The organism is Phenylobacterium sp. NIBR 498073, assembly GCF_027286305.1.
Lineage (GTDB): Bacteria > Pseudomonadota > Alphaproteobacteria > Caulobacterales > Caulobacteraceae > Phenylobacterium.
Genome location: NZ_CP114599.1, coordinates 3805049 through 3824504, shown reverse-complemented (window position 1 = coordinate 3824504; position 19456 = coordinate 3805049). Strand labels below are relative to the sequence as shown.

The following is a 19456-nucleotide window of genomic DNA, read 5'->3' as shown; positions in this document are numbered from 1 at the left end:
CCGGGGAGAGATAGGCCATGACAGGAGCGAGCACGCGTGCGGCGAAGCCGGGCCTGATCGTCGCCATCTGCTTCGGTATCGCCGCACTGGAAGGCTACGACATCCAGGCGTTCGGGGTCGCCGCGCCGCACATGGCGCCCGAACTCGGCCTGGGCCCCGCGCAGCTCGGCTGGGCGGGCAGCGCGGCGATGATCGGGCTGGTGATCGGGGCGCTGTTCGGCGGCTGGGCAGCCGACCGTTACGGCCGCCGGCCGGTGCTGTTGGGCTCGGTGGCGCTGTTCGGGATGTTCTCGCTGGCCACGGCCCTGGCCACGAATTTCGAGACCCTGACCCTGGCGCGGCTGGCCACCGGGCTCGGTTTCGGCGGGGCGATGCCCAACCTGATCGCCATCGCCAGCGAGATCAGTCCGCCGCACCGCCGGGCGCTGACCACCACCAGCATGTTCTGCGGCCTGCCGGTCGGCGGGGCGCTCGTGGCCCTTGCGGCCCAGGTCGGCGAGGCCGGGGGCGTGGACTGGCGGATGCTGTTCATGATCGGCGGCGCCCTGCCGTTGATGCTGGTGCCGGTGGTCTACTTCCTGCTGCCCGAAACCCGCCCCGCGCGCGCCGGTGACGGCCCGCCGCCGCAGCTGCTGACGGGGCTGTTCGCGGACGGCCGGGGCCTGGCCACGGTCCTGATCTGGGCGGTGTTCGCGCTCGACCTGCTGGTCACCTACCTGTTGCTGAACTGGCTGCCGCTGCTGGTCGTGGCCAAGGGCTTCACGGCGGCTGAAGGCGCGGCCGCAGCCTTCGCGATGAATCTCGCGGCGGTGGTCGGTTCGCTGGTGCTGGGCTGGGCGGCGGACAAGGTCGGCTATCGTTGGCTGTTGGTCGCGGTGTTCGCGGGCCTGGCCGGCGCGCTCTACGCCCTGGCCGCGGCGACCGGCCTGCCGATGATCCTGGCCGCGTCCGCCGCCGCCGGCTTCACGGTCATCGGCGGCCTCTACGTGCTCTACGCCCTGGCGCCGGCCTATTATCCGCCGCTGTTCCGCGCGGCGGGGGCGGGCGCCTCGGTCGCGGCCGGGCGGCTCGGGTCGATCGTCGGGCCGTTGATCGCCGGCCAGCTGCGGGCGGTCGGCTACGGTCCAGGCGATGTGCTGAACGCGCTGGCCCCGGCGGCGGTGGTGACGATGGCGGCGGTGTTCGTGCTGACCACCTACGCCAAGCCCTATCGCGAGGCCTGAGCCCGTCGCGAGGCGCCGGCCGCAGCCAGGGCGGCGCGCTGCACGCCGTCGGGCAGAGTGGCGAACCAGGCTTGGGGAGAGAGCTGCTCGGCGACCCGGCGCTTGCCGGCCTGCGACAGCCGCGCGGCCAGGTCGCGGTCGGTGCGCAGCCGGCGCAGGGCCTGGGCGGCGGCTTCGACGTCCGGGTCGGCCCAGGTCTGGCCGCGATAGATGCCCTGCGGGTCGTCCACAGCGATGGGCTGCGAGGGGATCACCAGGGCGCAGGTCTCGTCCATGAAGTCGACATTGCCCGACCAGCCGGTGCCGATCACCGGCGTGCCGAGCGCCATGGCCTCGGCCATGGTCAGGCCGAAGCCCTCGGCCCGGTGCAGCGAGATGAGCACGTCGGCCGAGGCGATCAGGCTCTTCACCTGGGCGTAGGGCCAGACCACGTCCAGCACCTCGACATTGGCCGGAGCCTGGGCGCGCAGACGGGCCAGGAAGTCGGGGAAGGCAGCGCCGTTCTGGGTCTTGATCACCAGCCGGGCGGTGGGGTCGTCCGGGAAGGCCCGGGCGAAGGCGGCGATCATCGCCTCGGGGTTCTTGCGGGCGGCCGAGGACTTGAAGTCGAACAGGGTCACGGCGGTGAACCGCTCGTCGCGCGGGGCGGGGACGACGCCGCGATAGTCCTCCATGAACAGCGGGTGCGGCACCACCCGGACCGGGGCCTTGGCGCCGGTCAGGGCCGCGCCGGTGAAGGCGCTGGGAACCCATACCTCCTCCAGGAAGGCGGCGTCCTTCAGCCAGGACTTCGGCGCGCGGGGCAGCTCCCAGGCCCAGTAGCCGTAACGTGGGCCGCGGACGTTCTTGGGGCCGAGGAAGGCCAGTGCGGCCAGCAGCTCTGGCGCGTTGACGTGGAAGATCCAGGGGCCGGGCGTGCGGGCGGCCTCGGAGGCGCCGATCCAGTCCAGCTTGGCGCCGGCGATGTGGACCTCTTCGACCGGCGCGCCCAGCGCCTCGAACGCGCGCACGGCCAGCTTGGCCGAGGCGGCGATGCCGTAGGAGCCGCCGAAGTCGCCGACCACCCGGATCGGGCCGCTGGTGGTCTGCGCGTCGTGCGGGGCGCGGGCCTGATGGCGGACATAGGCCTCCAGCGCCGGCCCCAGGATCGGCTGGGCCAGGCGGCGGACAGGCTCGGGCGTCAGCGCGCGCCAGGCGCCGCGGGCGGAGGACAGCATACTCATGCGCTGGCGGACTCCCAGGCGACGCCCTGGGCCAGCAGGGCCACGGCGTCGGCGGCGATCAGCCCCGGTGCGGTGCGGAACACCAGCTTGCCGACGCGGGCGGGGGGATCGGCGGGCGCGCCCTGCGGCGTGCGGAAGCGGCCCGCGCCGGCGTCGAACACCAGCGCCTCGCCGCCGGCGGCGTCGGGCGTCCAGCGCTCGACCGCCAGCAGGGTGTTGATGGCGCCGGCGGCCGGGGCGCGGCCAGCCTCGACCGGCTCGCGGCGCACCGACAGGCGGGCGAGCTCGAACACCGGATGGCTGTCGATCGTCTGCGGCAGGGCGGCGACGTCGACGCCGTATTCGGCCAGTCCGCCGCCGATCAGCCAGCGCAGGAAGCCGAAGCGGCCCTTGAAGGTGGTCAGCGGAAACAGCCGCTGCAGGTCGCCGCGGCTTTCCCAGATCGACAGGAACAGGCGCGGGAACGGCATGCCGCGGGCCAGTTCGCGCACCGGGGCGTTGAAGCCCGAGCGCAGCGCCGTGCCCACCCATTGCGGCCAGGCGGCGCGATGGGCCAGGCCGTAGGCCGCGAAGCGCAGCTTGGCTTCGGAGAGGTCGCCGGCCACCTGGCGGGCGGCGCGCAGGGCCAGTTCCGGTTCGGCGAAGGCCTCGGGCGGGGCCAGCCGGGCCGAGAAGCGGCCGTCGATCGATTCGGGGCCCAGCAGCCAGGCCTTGAGGCCCGCTTCGTCGGCGGCGAAGCGGTCGCGCAGGTCGCGGCGCGCATGGGTCAGGGCGCCGACCGCCGGCGCCTGCGGCGTGCTGGTCAGCCAGCTGGTCAGTTCGGCCGAGCCCGTCAGCCAGGGCCCGTCCGGCAGGCCGCCGAGCGGCTCGCGGAGCACCTCGCCGGGCCGCACCGCGGCCCAGGCCTCGGCCGCCGAGGTCAGGCCGCCCCCGAAATCCTCGCCGGCGCGGGCCGCGGCCAGCATACGGCGACGGGTCTCGCGCGGGACGAGTTCGCCCGAAGGGAAGGCGCGGTGAGCGTAGGGGATGGCAGAGGCTTCGACATGGCCGTTGCGCAGCAGCGCCTGGGCGTAGTCGGCGAGCAGGGCGGCGAGGTCCGAGCGCGGCGTGACCTTGATGCGGTCCTGGTGCTTGGAGAGCAGATCCGGCCGCGTGGGGTCGAAGCCGGAGAAGTGGAAGAAGGCCAGCGGCTGGCCGTCGACGCTCCAGCCGTCCGACGTGCGGGCGACCTGGCGGCCCTCGAGGTTCCAGTAGGCGAGGTTCAGGGTCGGCGTGCGCAGGATGGCCAGGTCGCTGACCAGGCCCGGCGCCAGGTCCATCCACTTCTGGTCGGTGAACAGGCCGGCGGCGAAGTCGACGCGGCAGTCGAAGCGCAGCTTCTCGGCCCACCAGTCGAGCAGGTCGAAGATCTCCGGCTCGGCCCGCATGGCCGCAAAGCCGAGATTGAAGGAGCCCGACTGCAGGATGACGTGGTCGTTGGGGCTGGCCTCGCCGCGCAGCGGACGGGTGGTGTGCGGGGTCAGGGCCAGGGGCGCCTTGGCCAGTCCCTCGCGCACCGCGTCGAGCGGGCGATAGACCCAGATGTCGGGATCGAAATAGGCGCCGGAGGTGACGCCCTCTTCCGAGAGCAGCGCCTTGAAGCACAACGGCTTGACCGCGGTGTTGAGCTCCAGTGCGTCGTAATAGGCGCACATGGCCGCGAAGTCCGGCACGACACTGGCGGCGTCGAGGGTGCGGATGCCCGGATCCTTGAAGGCGATCGGGCCGTCGGTGGTGACGACCACGCGGCGGATGCCGGGCTCGATGGCGCCCAGGCTCTCCATCAGGCTGGCGGCCTGAGCGGCGTAGTTGCGCGAGACGATGGTGAAGATGAAGTCCAAGGTCGCTCCCCGGGGCGTCAGGCGGCGGCCAGCAGTTCGTCCAGCTTCTTGACGTCCATGATCTTGGAGGCGACCCCGCTTTCGATCCGCATGACCTTGTTGCAGTAGAGGCGGATCAGTTCGAGGTCGTGCGAGGCCAGCACCAGGATGCCGGCGCGCTCCATCAGCTCCAGGATCCGCTTGTGGGCGAGCTTCTGGAAGTCGGCGTCGCCGACGGCGATCCACTCGTCCATCAGGATGACGTCGGCATGGACGGCGGTGGCCACGGCGAAGGCCAGGCGCGCCTGCATGCCGGCCGAGTAGGTTTTCAGCGGCATGGCCAGGAACGGGCCGAGGCCGGTGAACTCGCCGATCTCCTGCATGCGCTGCTCGATCTCCTTGGCGGAGAGGCCGGCGATGCGGCCGCGCAGGCGGATGTTGTCGAGCCCGGTCGCCGACGGGTCGATGCCAAGGTTCAGGTCGAGCATGGCGGCGATCTGGCCGTGCACGTCGATGGTGCCCTCGTCGGGCTCGTAGGCGCCGGCCAGGGCGCGCAGCAGTGTGGTCTTGCCCGACCCGTTGTGGCCGATCAGCCCCAGGCGGTCGCCCGACTTCAGTTCGAGATTGATGTTCGACAGCGCCGTGACCTCGGGCGCGCCCATGCCCGTGCGGCCCAGCTTGCCGCCCACGGTGATGCGCGCCAGGTGCTTCTTCAGCGACTTGGAATCGACCCCGTAGACCGGGAAGCGCAGGGTCAGGTCGGTGACCCGGATGGAGACCTCGGGGCCCTTCATAGGTAGTGCACGATCCGTCGACGAGTGAGGGCGAAGGTGGTGAAGGTTCCGGCCCAGCCGAGCACGGCCAGGACCACCATGAAGATGTAGGTGCGCGGGTCCACGACATTGCCGAGCAGCGGCGCGCGGACGACTTCGAGCAGGTGATAGAATGGGTTGAGCACCAGCACCGCGTGATCCAGCAGCCGTCCGCCGGGCAGCCAGAACACCGGGGTCATGAACATCGCGAACTGCACGACCGAGCCGACGATCTGCGGAATGTCGCGGAAGCGGGCCGAGGCGATGCCGGCCGCCAGGCTGATCCAGGCGATGTTGACCAGCAGCAGCAGCACGCCGACCGCGCCCATCAGCACGTCGGTCTGGCGCCAGTGGTCGTAATAGACCAGCACGCCGACGATGATGATCAGGTGGTGCGCCAGGTTGATCACGTTGCGCATCACCGTGCGCCACACGAAGGTGAACATCGGCAGCGAGCTCTGGCTCAGGATGCCGGCCGCCTGCACGAAGGTCTGGCAGCCCTCGAGGATGACGTTGGCGATCAGACCCCAGACGACGATGCCGAGCGCCACATAGGGGATGAACTCGTTGACCGGCACCTTGAACAGGTTGGCGTAGAGGAAGCCGATCCCGGCCACCATCAGGCCCATGGACAGGGTGATCCAGAACGGGCCGAGGATCGATCCGCGATAGCGCGAGACGACGTCGTGCTTGGCCAGCGACCAGGCCAGGCCGATGCGGTCGAGCGAGGCGCGCAGGTCGGCGAACGCCATGCTGAACTCGTGCATGGGGCCGCGCCGTCCGGTGCGAACCATGTGTTGTGCGGATTGCATTCAGTCTCCCGACCAAGAGCGCGCCGACGCACCGGCCATCTGTGGCGCTCGCCGGTGGGTAACAGGTCGCATTTTACGGCGCAAGCATGGCGCCGGGCGTGGAATCCAAAGGAAAATCCGCTCCGGCGCCGCCAGCTGGAGGTTACAGCTCGCTTTCGTCCTCGAAGGGCGGAGCGCTGGTCTTCATGTGGGCGTGGTCGGCCCGGTACTGGTTGAAGTGGCGGCGGTCGGCGGGCGAGGGCTGGGCGACGTCGCGCACCAGGCCGCCGGCCGCCAGCTCGGCGGCCGAGCGCTTGCGGACCACGAACTCGATCCCGCATTCGCCGATCGGCGTCAGGGTCTGGTCGTAGCGCGGCAGGTCGTAGCGGAAGGTCGAGTTGAGCAGCGCCACCTTCTCGACGTCGGCGGCTGGCCCGAGGTCAGACAGGAGCTCCAGCACGTTGATCGAACGGTCCGACCAGGACTTGGCCTTCAGCATGGTGAAGGTCCACTTGTGGTCGCGGTTGTGGGTCGAGGGGAACACGCCCTGTTCGTAGAGGTCCTCGTCCGGCACGGTGACGACCAGGAAGCCGCCCGGCTTGATCGCGCCGAACCAGGCCTTCAGCCCCTGGCGCGGATCGACCAGGTGCTCCAGGCAGTGGCTGGAATGGACGAAGTCGAGGCTCTCGGGGGCCAGGCCTTCGAGGAACTGGGCGTCGCCGTCCTCCCAGTCCCAGACCCGCACGGACTTCAGGCCCGGGAAGAACGGCACGTAGAGCGACAGCGGGTCGGGCTTGCCGCCGATGTCCAGCCCCTCGCCGATGAACCAGCGACGGGTGAAGTTCGGGTCGGCCATCCGGCGGACGATGGATTTCGAAAGTTCTTTCAAGGTCTTGATCCTATCGTACGTCCCAGGATTCGGCCCCGGTCGAGGTGAAACGGGCGGCCTGGGCCACGCCGCCGAAGCCGCCCAGCAGGCGCTTGAGCCCCTCGCGCCGCGTCGGGTCGACGAGGAACATCATGAACCCGCCGCCGCCGGCCCCCGACACCTTGCCGCCGAACACCCCGAAGCTCTTGGCCGCCTCGTAGACGGAGTCGATCATCGGCGAGGACATGTTGTGGGCGGTCTGCTTCTTCAGGCTCCAGCCGGAGTCGAGCAGGGCGCCGAAGCGCGGCAGGTCGCCGGCCACCAGGGCGTCGCGCATTTCGAAGGCGCTGGCCTTGATGGCGTGCAGGCTCTCGATCGACTTGGGGGCGTGACTGCGCATGTTGGCGGTCTGCTCGTCGATGATCGCGGCGGATTCGCGGCTGACCCCGGTGAAGTAGAGCACCAGGCTGGCCTCCAGCTCCTTCATCACCTTGTCCGGCACCGCGACGCTCTCGACCTCGACCCGCGCGGCGTCGAAGAACCGCATGAGGTTGAGGCCGCCATAAGCGGCCGCGTACTGGTCCTGCGCGCCGCCGGCCAGGCCCAGCTCGCGCCGTTCGATGTCGAACGCCAGCCTGGCGACCGCATGGGCGTCCATCGACAGTCCCATGAACCTGCGCATGGCCTCCACCATCGCGACGACGAGTGCGGACGATGAGCCCAAACCCGAGCCGGGCGGGCAGTCGGCGTAGGAGACCAGGGTGAGCGGCAGGGCGCGCCCCCCGGCATGATCGGCCATGAAGCGGTTGTAGACGCCCTTCAGCAGGCGCAGCGGCTCGTCGGTCGGCAGTGGCGCGACCGCGTTCGCCTGCCAGGTCTGGTCGCGGTCGGCGGCGACCAGGCGGACCTGGCCGTCGTCGCGGGCCTGGACGGTGACGTGGGCGAAGAGGTCGATGGCCGCGTTCAGCACCACCCCGCCGTGCTCGTCGCAATAGGGCGAGACGTCCGTGCTGCCGCCGCCGAAACCGAGACGAAGGGGAGCGCGGGCGCGCACCAGTTCATGACGCATGAGGGGCGATCTGATCCCGACCTGACTGACTGCGATGAGGGCGGGGTAGTCGCCGCCGGCCAGCTTGGCAACCGTCATCGGCGCCAGACGACGGTCGGGCGACTCGATGCAGTATCTTCGCTGCGACCCTGGCGAGAGCCGGGGCGGCTATCTATCTGGGCTGTGGGCCGCCCAATCCTCCCCCCCGGGGGCGCTCGGAAGTATCGTATGAAAGCCATCCTCAACATTGCGGGTGCGGCGGCTATCGCCCTGACCCTTTCGGCCTGCGACCAGCCGGCGCCGTGGGCGCGCGCGGCCACGGCGCCTGAGCCGGTCAGGGGCGTTGAGAACCTGCGGGCCCAGGCCGTGGCCTGGAACGACGCCGCCCAACGCTTCGAGATCAACGGCGCGCCGCTGAAGGCCGGTCGGCTCTGGACCTTCGACGGCTCGACCGAGGGCTTCGTCGCCGGCGGCGGCGAGGTGCTGCCGGCCAGTCCCGTCGGCATCGACCTGCGCAACGGCGCGGCGGACTCCATGCTGCGCTCGCCCAAGGGGCTGGCGCTCGACGGCAGCCGCTATTCGCTGGTCCTCGTGCGCCTGACCCGCACCCGCGCCGGCGCCGACTGGGACGGTTCGATCTTCTATTCCACCGCCGAGCACGGCGAGGCGGGCGAGTATCAGGCCAAGCCGCGCGACGGCGCCGACCCTGCGGTCAACGAGACCGTCGTGCTGGTCTATGACATGGCCAAGCTGAAGATGGGCGGCGACGACTGGACCAACTCGCTGATCGATCAGATCCGGGTCGACACGGACGACGCCGCCGGCGGCGGCTTCGTCGTGCATCAGGTCGCGGTGACCGAGAACCCCGGCGTGACCGCGCTGGCCCAGGCCCCGGTGGGGCCGACCACCATCGCCCAGCGCTAGACCCTTTCCGGTTCAGGGGGAATCACCTGAACCGGACAAAAAGGGTCTATCTCCAAAAGCGTAGAGCGTGACGGCCGCTTCAACCGGCTTCCACTTGAAGTTGTCACGCTCTAGAGAATGCTCCGCCGAAGCGGGCGGCTCAGGCCGCCTTGGCGGCGGCCAGTTCCTCCATCCGCGCCACGTAGCGCAGGCCGATCGCCCGGGCGCTGAAGTTCGTGCGGATGTGGCGGCGCGCGCGCTCGCCGAGCGCCCGGGTCCAAGCCGGATCGTCCAGCAGACCGCCGATCAGCTCCACGGCGTGGTCCACCGACGGATCGGCCCAGACCTGGCCCTCGCCGAACAGGTAGGCGTCCGGGGCGACGGGGATCAGCTTGCAGTCGACCAGCAGGCTGGTGTCGGGCGTCATGAAGTCGAGATTGCCCGAGTAGTTGGTCGCCACCGCCGCGCGGCCCATGACCATCGCCTCGGCCGGCCCGCGGCCGAAGCCCTCGGACCGGTGCAGCGACACGAAGGCGTCGCAGCAGCGGACCAGGTTCTTGATCTCGTTGTCGCTGAGCTGGCGGGTGATCGCCTGGATCTGGCCGCCCATCGCGCGGATGCGCCGTTCCAGCTCCTTGCGGGCCGGATTGCCGTCGTCGCCGCCCTTGTACTTCACGACCGCATGCAGGGGCGCATGCGGACGCTGGGCGACCAGCTTCTCGAACGCCTCCAGCATGGCGAACGGGTTCTTGCGCTCGGCGTAGGACGAGAAGTCGAAGAAGAACAGGCAGACGAAGGCGTTCTCCGGAATGCCGAAATGCCGGCGGCCGAGGAACGACGACATGGTCAGCTCGACCGACAGCGGCATGTGCGTGATCGGTCGGGTGGTCGCGGCGGCGACCGCGCCCTGGATGAACTGCGACGGCGCCCAGACCTCGTCGAAACGGTCGAGCACCTTGGCCCACGGCGCGGGGTACTTGGCCAGCTCCCAGGCCGGATAGATGATGTTGTAGGCGCTTTCGAAAGCCGGGCCTGAGCCCAGGTGTTCGAGCACGCCCATCGCCTGGTCGACCTCGTCGGCGTTGATGCAGAAGAGGTTGGCCTTGGGGCTCAGCTTCGGAACGATGTGGCCGGCGAACTCCCGTTCGAAATCGGGGTCCTTGTTCCGGTCCATGCCGTAGATGTCGATGACGCCGGGCGTGGCGCCGGCGGCGCGGAAGGCGCGGAAGGCCGAGCGCACATGCTCGGCCATGCCGATGGCCGAGAACGGATGGCCGACGAGGACGAGGTCTTCAGGCGTCATGACTTGTCCAGCAGGTCGGCGTCGGCGGCGTTCTTGATCGCCTCGAGCCAGGCATGGCCGAAGCGCTGGTCGGGCTCCAGGTGGGCGCCTTCGCCCCATTCGTTCCAGGCGTTGATGAACACGATCCGCTCGTCGCCGAAGTTCTGGCGGCGGGTCTCCTCGAACATCGCCTCGGTCCAGGCCTGGAAGGCGCCGGGGGTGGCGTGCTGGTAGTTCCAGCCGCTGTCCTGGCGGCGGGGGGTGTTGTCCCAGGACGGCATCACCCCGCGGAAGCGCTTGTGGCCCAGCGGCTCGGTCCCGAGATAGTTGCGGACCATCTGGCGGTAGTCGTTCACGCGGCCCTCGAAGCGGGCGTTGTAGAGCGGGCCGGGCGGATGGATCAGCGCGCCGTTTCCGGCCGGCGGGAACTCCACCGAGGCGTCGAAGCCGATGCTGGCCGGATCGGTTTTGCCGCCGGCCTTCTCGAAGCTCTCGACGAAGGCCAGGTAGATCTCGCCGATCCCGGCCTGGCGGCAATGGTCGCGCCAGGCGTCGGCCCAGGCCTTGGCGTCGGGCAGCAGGCCCGGGCGATAGATGAGCACCAGCGGCTTGCCATTCACCCGGATGTAGTTCGGCCGCTGCAGGAACGGCTCCATCTCGGCGATCGAGGCCTCGGCGTCGCCGCTCGCATAGGTCTGGGCCAGCAGCACGTCGCGCTCCTGGCCGTCCCAGGTGCGGGTCCAGTTCTCGTTGGCCCAGCAGAGGCAGAACGGGAAATCGTCCGCGCCGCCGTCCAGCAGCGGCTCCAGCGGCGTCTCGAGGATGCGACGCCCGCCGGTGAACCAGTAGAAATAGTGGCAGAAGCCGCCGATCCCGTAGCGGCTGGCGAGCTCGGCCTGACGGCGCATCGCCTCGGGATTCGACAGGTCGTAGAAGCCGAGGTCGGCCGGCACGTGCGGCTGGTAGTGGCCGCGATAGTTCGGCAGCGCGCGGCTGACATTGGTCCACTCGGTGAAGCCGGGACCCCACCAGCGGTCGTTCTCGGCCACCGTATGGAACTGCGGCAGGTGGAAGGCGATGGTCCGCACGCGGTTCAGGGCTTCCAGCCGCTCGCCCCAGCGCTCGACGAACTTCTGCTGATTGCGCGTCGCCAGACGGTGCTTGTAACCGCTGTCGATCGAATTGGCGGTGACGCTCAGGTGGTGGACGATGGCCGAGGTCGGCTCGTAGATCACCCGCAGACCGCGCTCGCGCAGGCGGAAGCAGAGATCGGCATCCTCGCAATAGGCCGGCGCGAAGGTCAGGTCGAAGCCGTTCAGCTCGCCGAACACCGTCCGGCGGACCATCAGGCAGGCGCCGGAGGCGTAGTCGACCTCGCGCCGCACGTTCCAGCGCGGCAGTTGCGGGTCCTCGAACAGGCCGATCATCTCCGCAGCGCCGTCGACGCCGATGCGGGCGCCGGCCTCCTGCAGGCGGCCGTCGGGGAACAGCATCTTCGGGGCGACGGCGCCGACGTCGGCCTCTTCGGCGAACGGCGCCAGTAGCGCCGGCAGCCAGCCGGGGCGCACCTGGACGTCGTTGTTCAGGAACACCAAGAACTCGCCGCGCGCCTCGTCGGCGGCGCGGTTGCAGGTGCGGATGAAGCCGAGGTTCTCGGGGTTCGAGATCAGCTTCAGGCCGGCGATCTTGGCCAGCACCCTGGCGGTGTCGTCGCTCGAGGCGTCGTCGATGACGATGACTTCAGCCTCGTCCAGGTCGCCGCAGGCCTGCAGCGCGGCCAGGCATTCGAGGGTGAAGGTCAGGTTGTTGTAGGCCGGGATGACGATCGAGACCTGCGGCGCCTGCGGCGCGGCGAAGGCCAGGCCGGCGGCGGCCTTGTCGATGTCGCGGGCCTCGACCTTGATCAGGTCGAAGGGCTTGACGCGCACGTCGCCGATCGCCCGCTCGCGGATGCGTTTGCGGGCCGCCTTCAGGTCGCGATAGGCTTGGTTGTCATAGGCGCCGGCGTCGCGGGCCCGGCCCGCGGCGCGCAGCTGTTCGAACAATCCCGCCTCACCCTGCGGGCGCGCCACGGTGGCGCCCGGCTCGGGCTTGGGCGTGCGGCTCAGGGCCCAGTGCTCCAGCGACGAGACCGGCTGTTCGGCCGCCTGCGGGTTTTCCAGCAGGTAGGCGATCTCGTTGAAGTCGGCCGCCGGGGAGACGCCCTCGAAGGCGCCTTCGGTCAGGTAGTGGACGACCGGATGCATGGCGGCCGGCATCTCGGCCTGCTGGTCGAGGTAGAAGGCGGTGTCGAAGTGAATGCTGGGGTCGCGGCGTTCCTCGAACCCGTGCGCCAGGAAGTGGGCCAGCGCGCTGGAGCCCATCGGGGCGGCGTCGCGATAGCGGTCCATGTACCAGCCCGGCTCGAACAGCGGGTGGGGGCTGCGCATCTCGCTGGCGCCGCTGGTCGCATAGTGCAGCAGCGGCGCGACGTCGGCCTCGGCCACGTCGGGGTTCATCGCCAGGTACCAGGCGCCGCTGAACAGCGGGTGCGGCTCGTAGCCCTTGCGCCAGCCCTCGCGCAGGTAGTGGACCAACGGGTTCTCGCCGCTGTCGGCGACCTCCTCGGCCTGGCCGACATAGTGGCGCACGTCGAACAGCGGATGCGGGTCGTAGCCTTCGGTGACCCCCTTGTGCAGGTAGTGCTGCAGGGCGGTCAGCCCGGTGGCGGCGACCTTGACGGCGTGGCGGCTGCGATAGTCCTTCAGGTCGAACAGCGGGTGAGGGGCGCGTCCCTCCTGGTCGCCGGCGACTAGGTAGTGAGCCAGCGGCGCCCAGTGCGAGCCGCGCAGGTCGTCGTTGTTTTCCAGGTACCAGGCCTGGTCGAACAGGGCCTTGGGATTGACGCCGCCGTCCGGGCCGGCGCGGACATAGCCAATCAGGTCGCGCGCCTGGCCGCCGTCGCGCCCCAGGCCGGTCCGCAGCTTGAAGTCCCAGACCCCCGAGCGGGCGATCAGCGCCGCGCGGCCAGGCCACTTGGCGCGGGCCAGCATCAGGTCGATGCGCTGTTCGGTCGGGCCCTTGTCGGCCAGGCCGACCCGGCGGGCGGCCGCCTTGCGGAAGCGGTTCCAGCGATCCTCGGCCACCACGCGCCGGGCGCGATGCAGGTCGCGGCGCTTGGCGAGCAAGGCCTCGGCCGTGTTGTCGGGAACGGGGGGGTGAGTGTCGTTGGCCACGGTCGGTATTCTCGGGCGCGGTGCTTAGCGGCCGGCCAGGGCGGTGTCGACCATGGCCTCGATCTTCGCGCGCTCCTGCCGCAGGATCGCCAGGTCGCGCTCCAGCGCCTTGATCTGCTGCTCACGCACCTCGCCCAGCTGGCGTTGGTAGAGCAGTTCGGCGCGGGTCGAATCGAGCGTATTGGTCACAGGCGTGACCAATACGCCCATCTGCGACTTCATTTGGGCGATCTGGGCCGCGGCGCGCTCCAGCGGGGCGCGGTCGGGCGCCTCGCCCGCGGCGGCGGCCGTGAACCAGTCGAGCACCTCCTGGACCATGGCCCCGACCATCGGCACGTCGGCCAGCGCGCCCATGCCGTCGTTGTGGCGCAGGTCCTTGGTCAGGAAGCCGTCGATGGCCTTGGCGGCGTGATCGGTCAGGCGCGGAAGCGGGGCGCCCAGCGCCTGCTCCATCCTGGCGACCTCGGCCCGCCAGTCGGCCAGCAGACCGTCGTAGGACACGAAGGCCCGCGGCAGGTCGCGGCTGCCGGCCTCGGCGGCCAGCATGTACAGCGTCCAGATCAGCACCGACTTTTCGACCGGGAAGGCGTCGCGGCGGGCCAGCGAGCCGGCCACGGCGAGGGGATGGCGAACCGGGATGACCACGCGGGCGGCTATGCCGGCGCGCTCCAGCACCGTGCGCCACATCGGCAGCAACACCGAGACGCGGGGGTCCTTGAGCAGCGGATGAATCGCCTCGCCGAACTCGGCCTTGAAGAGGTCGACCGCACGCGTCGTCCAGTCGGCCTCGGCGTCCGGCGACAGCGGCGCGTAGGGTAGGTTGAAGGGGTCGTCCCAGGCGCTGCCGGCCGCGCGCAGGCGCTGGTCGTTGAACACCGAGATCTTCCAGGGCTCGAAGTAGCCCTTCGCGTTGTGCTCGTCGCCCGGCATCACGTTGTCGGGCAGTTCGGCCCCGGCCAGGGCCAGCAGCTGGGCGGTCGCCGAGGTGCCGGAGCGGTGCATGCCGAGGACCAGGTAGGCGGTCCGCTGAAAGGTCTGCTGCATGTCGCCTTTGTCTCGCTTCGGACGTCCTCGTCGGTCCTGGGCTGATTGCCGAACCGGCGTTCTCGCCGCGATTTCAAACCGGAACCGCCAGGCTCTGGCGCTCCGCTGTATGGCCGCTTGCGCCCCGCTGCAAGGCTGACGCGGTTGATCGACGGACGCAACTGATGCAAACCCAGGCTTGGAGTCGCACGGAAAGTTCGCACATGGCCGCCGCGGCCTCACCAGATCGCGCCCACCGTCTGCTGGTGGTGGCGATGGATTTCGACTTCTACCGCCAGGCCCATTCGGACCTGACCTATGCCGATATCGACCCAGCCGGGCACTACGGCGCGGCCGGCTGGCGCGAGGGCCGCGATCCCGCGCCGTGGTTTTCGACCGACGCCTATCTCGATCAGAACCCTGACGTGGCCCAGGCCGGGGTCAATCCATTCGTGCATTACCTTCGGAGCGGCTATCGCGAGGGCAGAGCGATCTCACGGTCGCAATTCGCCGATGCCTACTTTGCAGCTCTGGCGAACGGCGATGTGCCCATCACTGCGGCCGAGCGGAGCGCTGCTGCCGAGCACTTCGATGCGCGGTTCTATCAGGCGATGAACCCGGACCTGGCGAAGGTCGGCATCGATCCTCTCGATCACTTCCTGCGCCACGGCTGGCGCGAGGGCCGCGATCCGAGTTTCGAGTTCTCGGTGGCGGACTATCTGGAGCTCAATCCGGACGTATCGGCCAGCGGAGTGCATCCCTTTGTGCACTACGTGATGACCGGCCGCCACGAGCGCAGACCGCTGAAGCTGGATTTGACGTTCCGGCAGGCGGCGCTCGGCCGCTTGCAGAGCTTCGAGGGCCGCCTCGCCGACGCTCGGCGTTGGGCCCGGCCCATCGAACTTACGCAACTGGGGGTCCTGGTGGAGGCGCTGGCGAACGCGCCTGCGCGCGGACTGCACCTGACTTTCAGCCATGACGACTACAGCCGCTCGGTCGGCGGATCCCAGCTTTGCGTGCAGCGCGAGGCGGCCGAGTTCGCGCGGCTGGGCGTCAACCATCTGCATGTGTTCCCCGCCAACGGATGGCCGACGGTGCGGAGCGGCGCCACGCGTACGCCTATGGGGGTCCTGCTGAACGGCGAGACCGTCGGGTCCTTTGTGCCCCACGACATCTCCAGAGCGCTGAAGAGCTATCACGCGGAAGGACCGCGCAGCTTCGCGATCCATCAGATGCTTGGGCACTCAAGTCGCGACGTCGTCGACATCGTACGCGCAGCGGGCATGAACGCCGGCTACTTCTGGCTGCATGACATGGGCTCGCTGTGCGCGGGGGTGCATCTCATGCGCAATGACGTTGAGAGCTGCGGCGCGCCTCCCCCGCAAAGCGCTGCATGCGGCGTCTGCATTTACGGCGCTGCGCGCAGCGGGCAGCTACGGGAGCACGAGTTGCTGTTCTCGCGTCTGGACCTCACGGTGATTGCGCCCTCGCAGGTGGCTCTCGACACGTGGCGTGAAGGTAGTGATTTCGGCGCGCGCGAAGCGTTGGTCTTGCCGCACGCGACTCTTGTTCCGTCCGGAGAGCCGCCGCCCATGAGGGACGGACCCCTTCGCATCGCCTTTCCTGGCACGCCGTCGATCCACAAGGGCTGGCCGATCTTCAATCATCTGGCCAACCGCTTTGCGGCTGATCCCCGCTATGAATTCTTCCATCTGGCGAGCAGGCCCGCGAGCGGGACCACGGCCCGCCACCATCATGTTGCGGTGACGGTCGACCAGCCGCTGGCCATGCGCCAGGCCATGATCGATCTTTCCATCGACGTCGCCCTGGTCTGGTCGCTGTGGCTGGAGACCTTCTGTTTCGTCGCCTATGAGGCTGCTGCTGCTGGCGCTGCGGTCGTCACGAGTCCGGAAAGCGGGAACGTCGCGGCCTTCGCCGCCGATAGCGAGCATGGCTTGGTGCTGCCAGACGAGCAGGCCCTCGAAGCCTTGTTCGAGACCGGCGAGATCCTTCAGCTGTCGCGCTCTGTGCGCCGGCCCGGCCTCTTTGACTTGAAGTTCAGCAGGCTTGCGGCGGAGCTGGCGCCAGCATGAAGGTTCTCTGCTTCTCCAGCTTCACCTACGCCTATCTTGACCGGGCGCGCGTGCTGTTCGCCAGCCTGCGGCGTTTTCATCCCGATTGGGAGCTGGTCGCGCTCATTACCGACCTGCCGCCGCCGGGCTTTCAGCTACGGCTGCAGGACGAGCCGTTCGATCGGGTGGTTCATCCGGACACGCTGATCCCTGACTTCAAGTCCTGGCTCTTCAAGCACGATGTGGTCGAGGTCTGCACCGCGGTGAAGGGGCCGTTCCTGCTCGACGCCTGCGGCTCGGGCGCAGACGTGGTCATGTATCTTGATCCGGATACAGCGCTCTTCTCGGACCTCACGCCGCTGATCGAGCAGCTTGAGCGGGATGACATCCTGCTCACGCCGCACTTGCTTGTTCCGAACGAGGATCATCAGGCGATCTTCGACAACGACCTGGCGACCTTGCGCACGGGCATCTTCAATCTCGGCTTTGTGGCGGTGAAGGCGGGCGGAGAGGGAGCTCGTTTTGCGCAGTGGTGGAACGACCGGTTGCTTGAGTACTGCTACGACGACATCCCGGCGGGGTTGTTCGTAGACCAGAAGTGGTGCGATCACGTGCCGGTGTTCTTCGATCGGGTCGGGATCGTGCGCGACCCCGGCTACAACGTCGCGAGTTGGAATCTCAGCCAGCGCAAGGTTGCAATCGGCCAGGACGGAGCGATCAGGGTGAACGGCGCGCCGTTGCGCTTTTGGCATTTCACCAAGCTCGGGCCTACCGGCGACGTCATGACCAGGCGCTATGCGGGCGACAGCCACGCCGTCTATGAGATCTGGCGCTGGTACAAGGAGCAGGTCGACGCGGCGCGCGATCCAGCCATTCCCGATCGCTATTGGGCCTATGACCAGTACGGTGACGGGACCGAAATCGAGAGAGCCCATAGGCTGCTCTGGCGCGAGCGCGCCGATCTGCGGATGGCGTTTCCTGACCCGTTCGATGCTTCGGAGGGCGGGTTCCTGGACTGGCTGCGCGCGCAGGGACTCACGGCGCGTCCCGCCGCTTGACAGGCGGACGCCCAAGTCTGACACGAATGACGAGATAGAAGGAGGGTCGGGCCATCATGGCGGCCGACAATGGGGCCCCCGCGGCGCTCGAAAACACTCAGACCGGCGAGCTGATCGACAAGATCGAAGCGCTGTTGCGCCGATGTGCGACGCTTCAAGGCGCCAGTCAGCGTGTCTCGGCCGAGAGCGGCCTTAGTCGAACGCGCCTGGGCGGGGCCCTGGCCGAGGCGATGCTCGCCCGCTGGGAGCTCGAGGCCCAAGCCCGCGAACTCGCGCTCACGGGGTACTGCGCGGTTGCTCGGCCGTTTGCGCGGCCGCGTCGCTACAACCGGATCGCGCGGCGTATCGATTCAGCGCTCGAGCGCCTCGGCGCCTTCGGGCGCGCAGCAATCATCGCCCGATCGGGCCTGTGGCGCACCGGCGGGCAGGGCGGGCTGAGCGCGATGGCTGCCTATGCCCGGCGTGGGGGCGACGCATCGGTCCAGCCGTCCGCCCTGTTCGATCAGGCCTGGTATCTAAGGGCGCGGCCGGATCTCGTCGGCACGCGCACCAGCCCGCTGCCGCACTACCTGCTGCATGGCGCCGCCGAGGACCTGGATCCGCATCCGCTGTTCGACACCGATTTCTATCGGGCGCAGAACGCGGCGGCGCTGGGCGAGACCGGCCTGACGCCGCTCGAACACTTCGTGCGCGTGGGGGCGGGCGAGGGGCGTGATCCGCACCCTTTGTTCGATATCGCTTACTATCTGCGCCAGGCGCCTGACCTGATCGCCAGCGGCGAGAACCCGATCACCCACTACGAACGCGAGGGCGCAGCGCGCGGCCTCAGTCCTCATCGGCTGTTCGCAGCCGACTACTACGCCGAACAGGTCGCCCAGGCGGACGCGCCTTCGCTGATCCACTACCTCAAAAGCGGCTCCGACGCCGGCCTGCGGCCCCATCCACTGTTCGATCCGACCTGGTATCGCGAGACATATCCCGAACTCGCCCCGGCCGAGCCCCTCGTCCATTTCCTGCTGGTCGGGGGCCTTGAGGGGCGCAGTCCGGGGCCCTGGTTCGACACGCAGCGATATGTCGCCCTGCGCGTCGATGGGCTTGAACCAGGGCGCAATCCGTTGGTCGACTACCTTGAGGGGGGCGCCTGGCGCATCAGCGAGCCGTGGCTGGGGCGTCCGGAGCCAGGCTTTCTTGACCTCGCTGCGGACTATGCGAGTTGCGACCTGACGCCGCTTGAGCTGTGGGCTCGCAGGGGGCGAGGCTAGATCCCAAGCGCCTGAAACTCGCGCCAGACAGCGCGGTAGTAGTCCTCAATGTAGTGGAATGGGCTCAGACCCCAGCGATGGCGCACGTCGGCAAGCTGGAGCGGCCCCGGCGCGCAGACGCGCCTTGCCCGTGGCAGGGCCGCAGAGAAGGCGTCCTGCTGCTGGCTGAGGATCGCATTGTAGTCGGCGATGGCGGCTAGCTTGCCGCCAAAGATCTCGACATCGCCAAAGGCTTGGCGCCCACCGGCCTCGTCCAGATAGTGCGACGCCCACTGAGTTTCGTGGAGAATGAGCTGAGCCTCGCCAAGCGGCGTCATGTCCAAGACGTCCACCATCTGGCGTAGCGCCTGTCGCCAGAGGAGGTCGCAGGCCGCGCTGGTGCGGCTGATGGCGTGCGCGTCATTGAAAGGCGCTTGGCGATGGTATCCGCTGGCATCCAGCTCCCAGCTGTGAGTGACCAGTGTGCCCTGCGCCGCCAGCAGATCGAAACGCTCGTCGATGAAGTCGAAGATGAGGTGGGTCGGGCGATAGGCGACCAACTGGGCGAGCGCCGTCTTGCGTATATCGGCGACCATGGCGCGATGGGTGGAGACGCCGAGAGACGCCGGCGGGTCTTCACTGACGACCACGCCGTTGAGCGGCGGGGCGAACAGGCTCGCCAGACTCGTTCGTGAAATATAGAGCAGGTCCTGCGGCGGCGCTTCGCCCACGATCGGCCACACATCGCGGGTAATGCAGCTCCCGATTATGGCGACCCTGGGCAATCCCTACTCCTCGCGCCTCGGGCGACGGCGATTAGAACTTCGACACGTGCGGC

15 protein-coding genes are annotated in these 19456 nt (G+C 69.1%); 5 read left to right on the top strand and 10 right to left on the bottom strand.

Going from position 1 to position 19456, the window contains the following annotated elements; all coding sequences use genetic code 11:
- Window positions 1-17 precede the first annotated feature (17 nt).
- Complete coding sequence (locus O4N75_RS18980; protein WP_269627004.1) at window positions 18-1223, top strand: MFS transporter; 1206 nt, start codon at window positions 18-20, stop codon at window positions 1221-1223.
- On the opposite strand, the gene O4N75_RS18975 is transcribed toward O4N75_RS18980, so the two are convergent.
- From O4N75_RS18975 to O4N75_RS18950, 6 genes are all read right to left on the bottom strand, one after another.
- On the bottom strand, window positions 1208-2446 hold the full coding sequence (locus O4N75_RS18975; RefSeq protein ID WP_269627003.1) for a glycosyltransferase family 4 protein: 1239 nt from the start codon (window positions 2444-2446) through the stop codon (window positions 1208-1210). The genes O4N75_RS18980 and O4N75_RS18975 overlap by 16 nt on opposite strands.
- Window positions 2443-4326: a hypothetical protein gene (locus O4N75_RS18970; RefSeq protein WP_269627002.1), complete on the bottom strand. Its 1884-nt coding sequence runs from the start codon at window positions 4324-4326 to the stop codon at window positions 2443-2445. The genes O4N75_RS18975 and O4N75_RS18970 overlap by 4 nt, the downstream gene beginning before the upstream one ends.
- Before the next feature lie 17 nt (window positions 4327-4343).
- Complete coding sequence (locus tag O4N75_RS18965; protein ID WP_267231224.1) at window positions 4344-5099, bottom strand: ABC transporter ATP-binding protein; 756 nt, start codon at window positions 5097-5099, stop codon at window positions 4344-4346.
- Window positions 5096-5929, bottom strand: a complete 834-nt coding sequence (locus O4N75_RS18960; protein WP_269627001.1) for an ABC transporter permease — start codon at window positions 5927-5929, stop codon at window positions 5096-5098. The genes O4N75_RS18965 and O4N75_RS18960 overlap by 4 nt, the downstream gene beginning before the upstream one ends.
- 142 nt (window positions 5930-6071) lie before the next feature.
- Window positions 6072-6797 (bottom strand): methyltransferase domain-containing protein, encoded by a 726-nt coding sequence (locus tag O4N75_RS18955; RefSeq protein WP_269627000.1) that lies wholly within the window; start codon window positions 6795-6797, stop codon window positions 6072-6074.
- 10 nt (window positions 6798-6807) lie between these two features.
- Complete coding sequence (locus O4N75_RS18950) at window positions 6808-7845, bottom strand: dehydrogenase (RefSeq protein WP_269626999.1); 1038 nt, start codon at window positions 7843-7845, stop codon at window positions 6808-6810.
- A 207-nt stretch (window positions 7846-8052) separates the two neighbouring features.
- Between O4N75_RS18950 and O4N75_RS18945 the strand changes: the two genes are divergently transcribed.
- Window positions 8053-8748 (top strand): hypothetical protein, encoded by a 696-nt coding sequence (locus O4N75_RS18945; RefSeq protein WP_269626998.1) that lies wholly within the window; start codon window positions 8053-8055, stop codon window positions 8746-8748.
- Window positions 8749-8887: 139 nt separating this feature from the next.
- On the opposite strand, the gene O4N75_RS18940 is transcribed toward O4N75_RS18945, so the two are convergent.
- The 3 genes from O4N75_RS18940 to O4N75_RS18930 are packed head-to-tail and all read right to left on the bottom strand — an operon-like array spanning window position 8888 to window position 14268.
- On the bottom strand, window positions 8888-10030 hold the full coding sequence (locus O4N75_RS18940) for a glycosyltransferase family 4 protein (protein ID WP_269626997.1): 1143 nt from the start codon (window positions 10028-10030) through the stop codon (window positions 8888-8890).
- A complete protein-coding gene (locus O4N75_RS18935) occupies window positions 10027-13224 on the bottom strand; it encodes a glycoside hydrolase family 99-like domain-containing protein (RefSeq protein ID WP_269626996.1) in 3198 nt (1065 codons plus the stop codon). The genes O4N75_RS18940 and O4N75_RS18935 overlap by 4 nt, the downstream gene beginning before the upstream one ends.
- Before the next feature lie 24 nt (window positions 13225-13248).
- A complete protein-coding gene (locus O4N75_RS18930) occupies window positions 13249-14268 on the bottom strand; it encodes a hypothetical protein (protein ID WP_269626995.1) in 1020 nt (339 codons plus the stop codon).
- A 203-nt stretch (window positions 14269-14471) separates the two neighbouring features.
- Here O4N75_RS18930 and O4N75_RS18925 point away from each other — a divergent pair, with 203 nt between their 5' ends.
- From O4N75_RS18925 to O4N75_RS18915, 3 genes are read left to right on the top strand one after another with little or no spacing between them, the layout of a single operon-like run.
- The gene (locus O4N75_RS18925; RefSeq protein ID WP_269626994.1) at window positions 14472-16340 is read left to right on the top strand and encodes a hypothetical protein; all 1869 of its coding nucleotides are present in this window, start codon (window positions 14472-14474) and stop codon (window positions 16338-16340) included.
- Entirely contained in the window at window positions 16337-17377 is a 1041-nt protein-coding gene (locus tag O4N75_RS18920) for a hypothetical protein (RefSeq protein ID WP_269626993.1), read from the top strand. The genes O4N75_RS18925 and O4N75_RS18920 overlap by 4 nt, the downstream gene beginning before the upstream one ends.
- Window positions 17378-17433: 56 nt before the next feature.
- Window positions 17434-18639 carry a hypothetical protein gene (locus O4N75_RS18915; protein ID WP_269626992.1) on the top strand — a complete coding sequence of 402 codons (1206 nt, stop codon included), beginning with the start codon at window positions 17434-17436 and terminating at the stop codon, window positions 18637-18639.
- Here O4N75_RS18915 and O4N75_RS18910 read toward each other — a convergent pair.
- Window positions 18636-19403 carry a DUF6270 domain-containing protein gene (locus O4N75_RS18910; protein WP_269626991.1) on the bottom strand — a complete coding sequence of 256 codons (768 nt, stop codon included), beginning with the start codon at window positions 19401-19403 and terminating at the stop codon, window positions 18636-18638. The genes O4N75_RS18915 and O4N75_RS18910 overlap by 4 nt on opposite strands.
- Window positions 19404-19456: the final 53 nt, after the last annotated feature.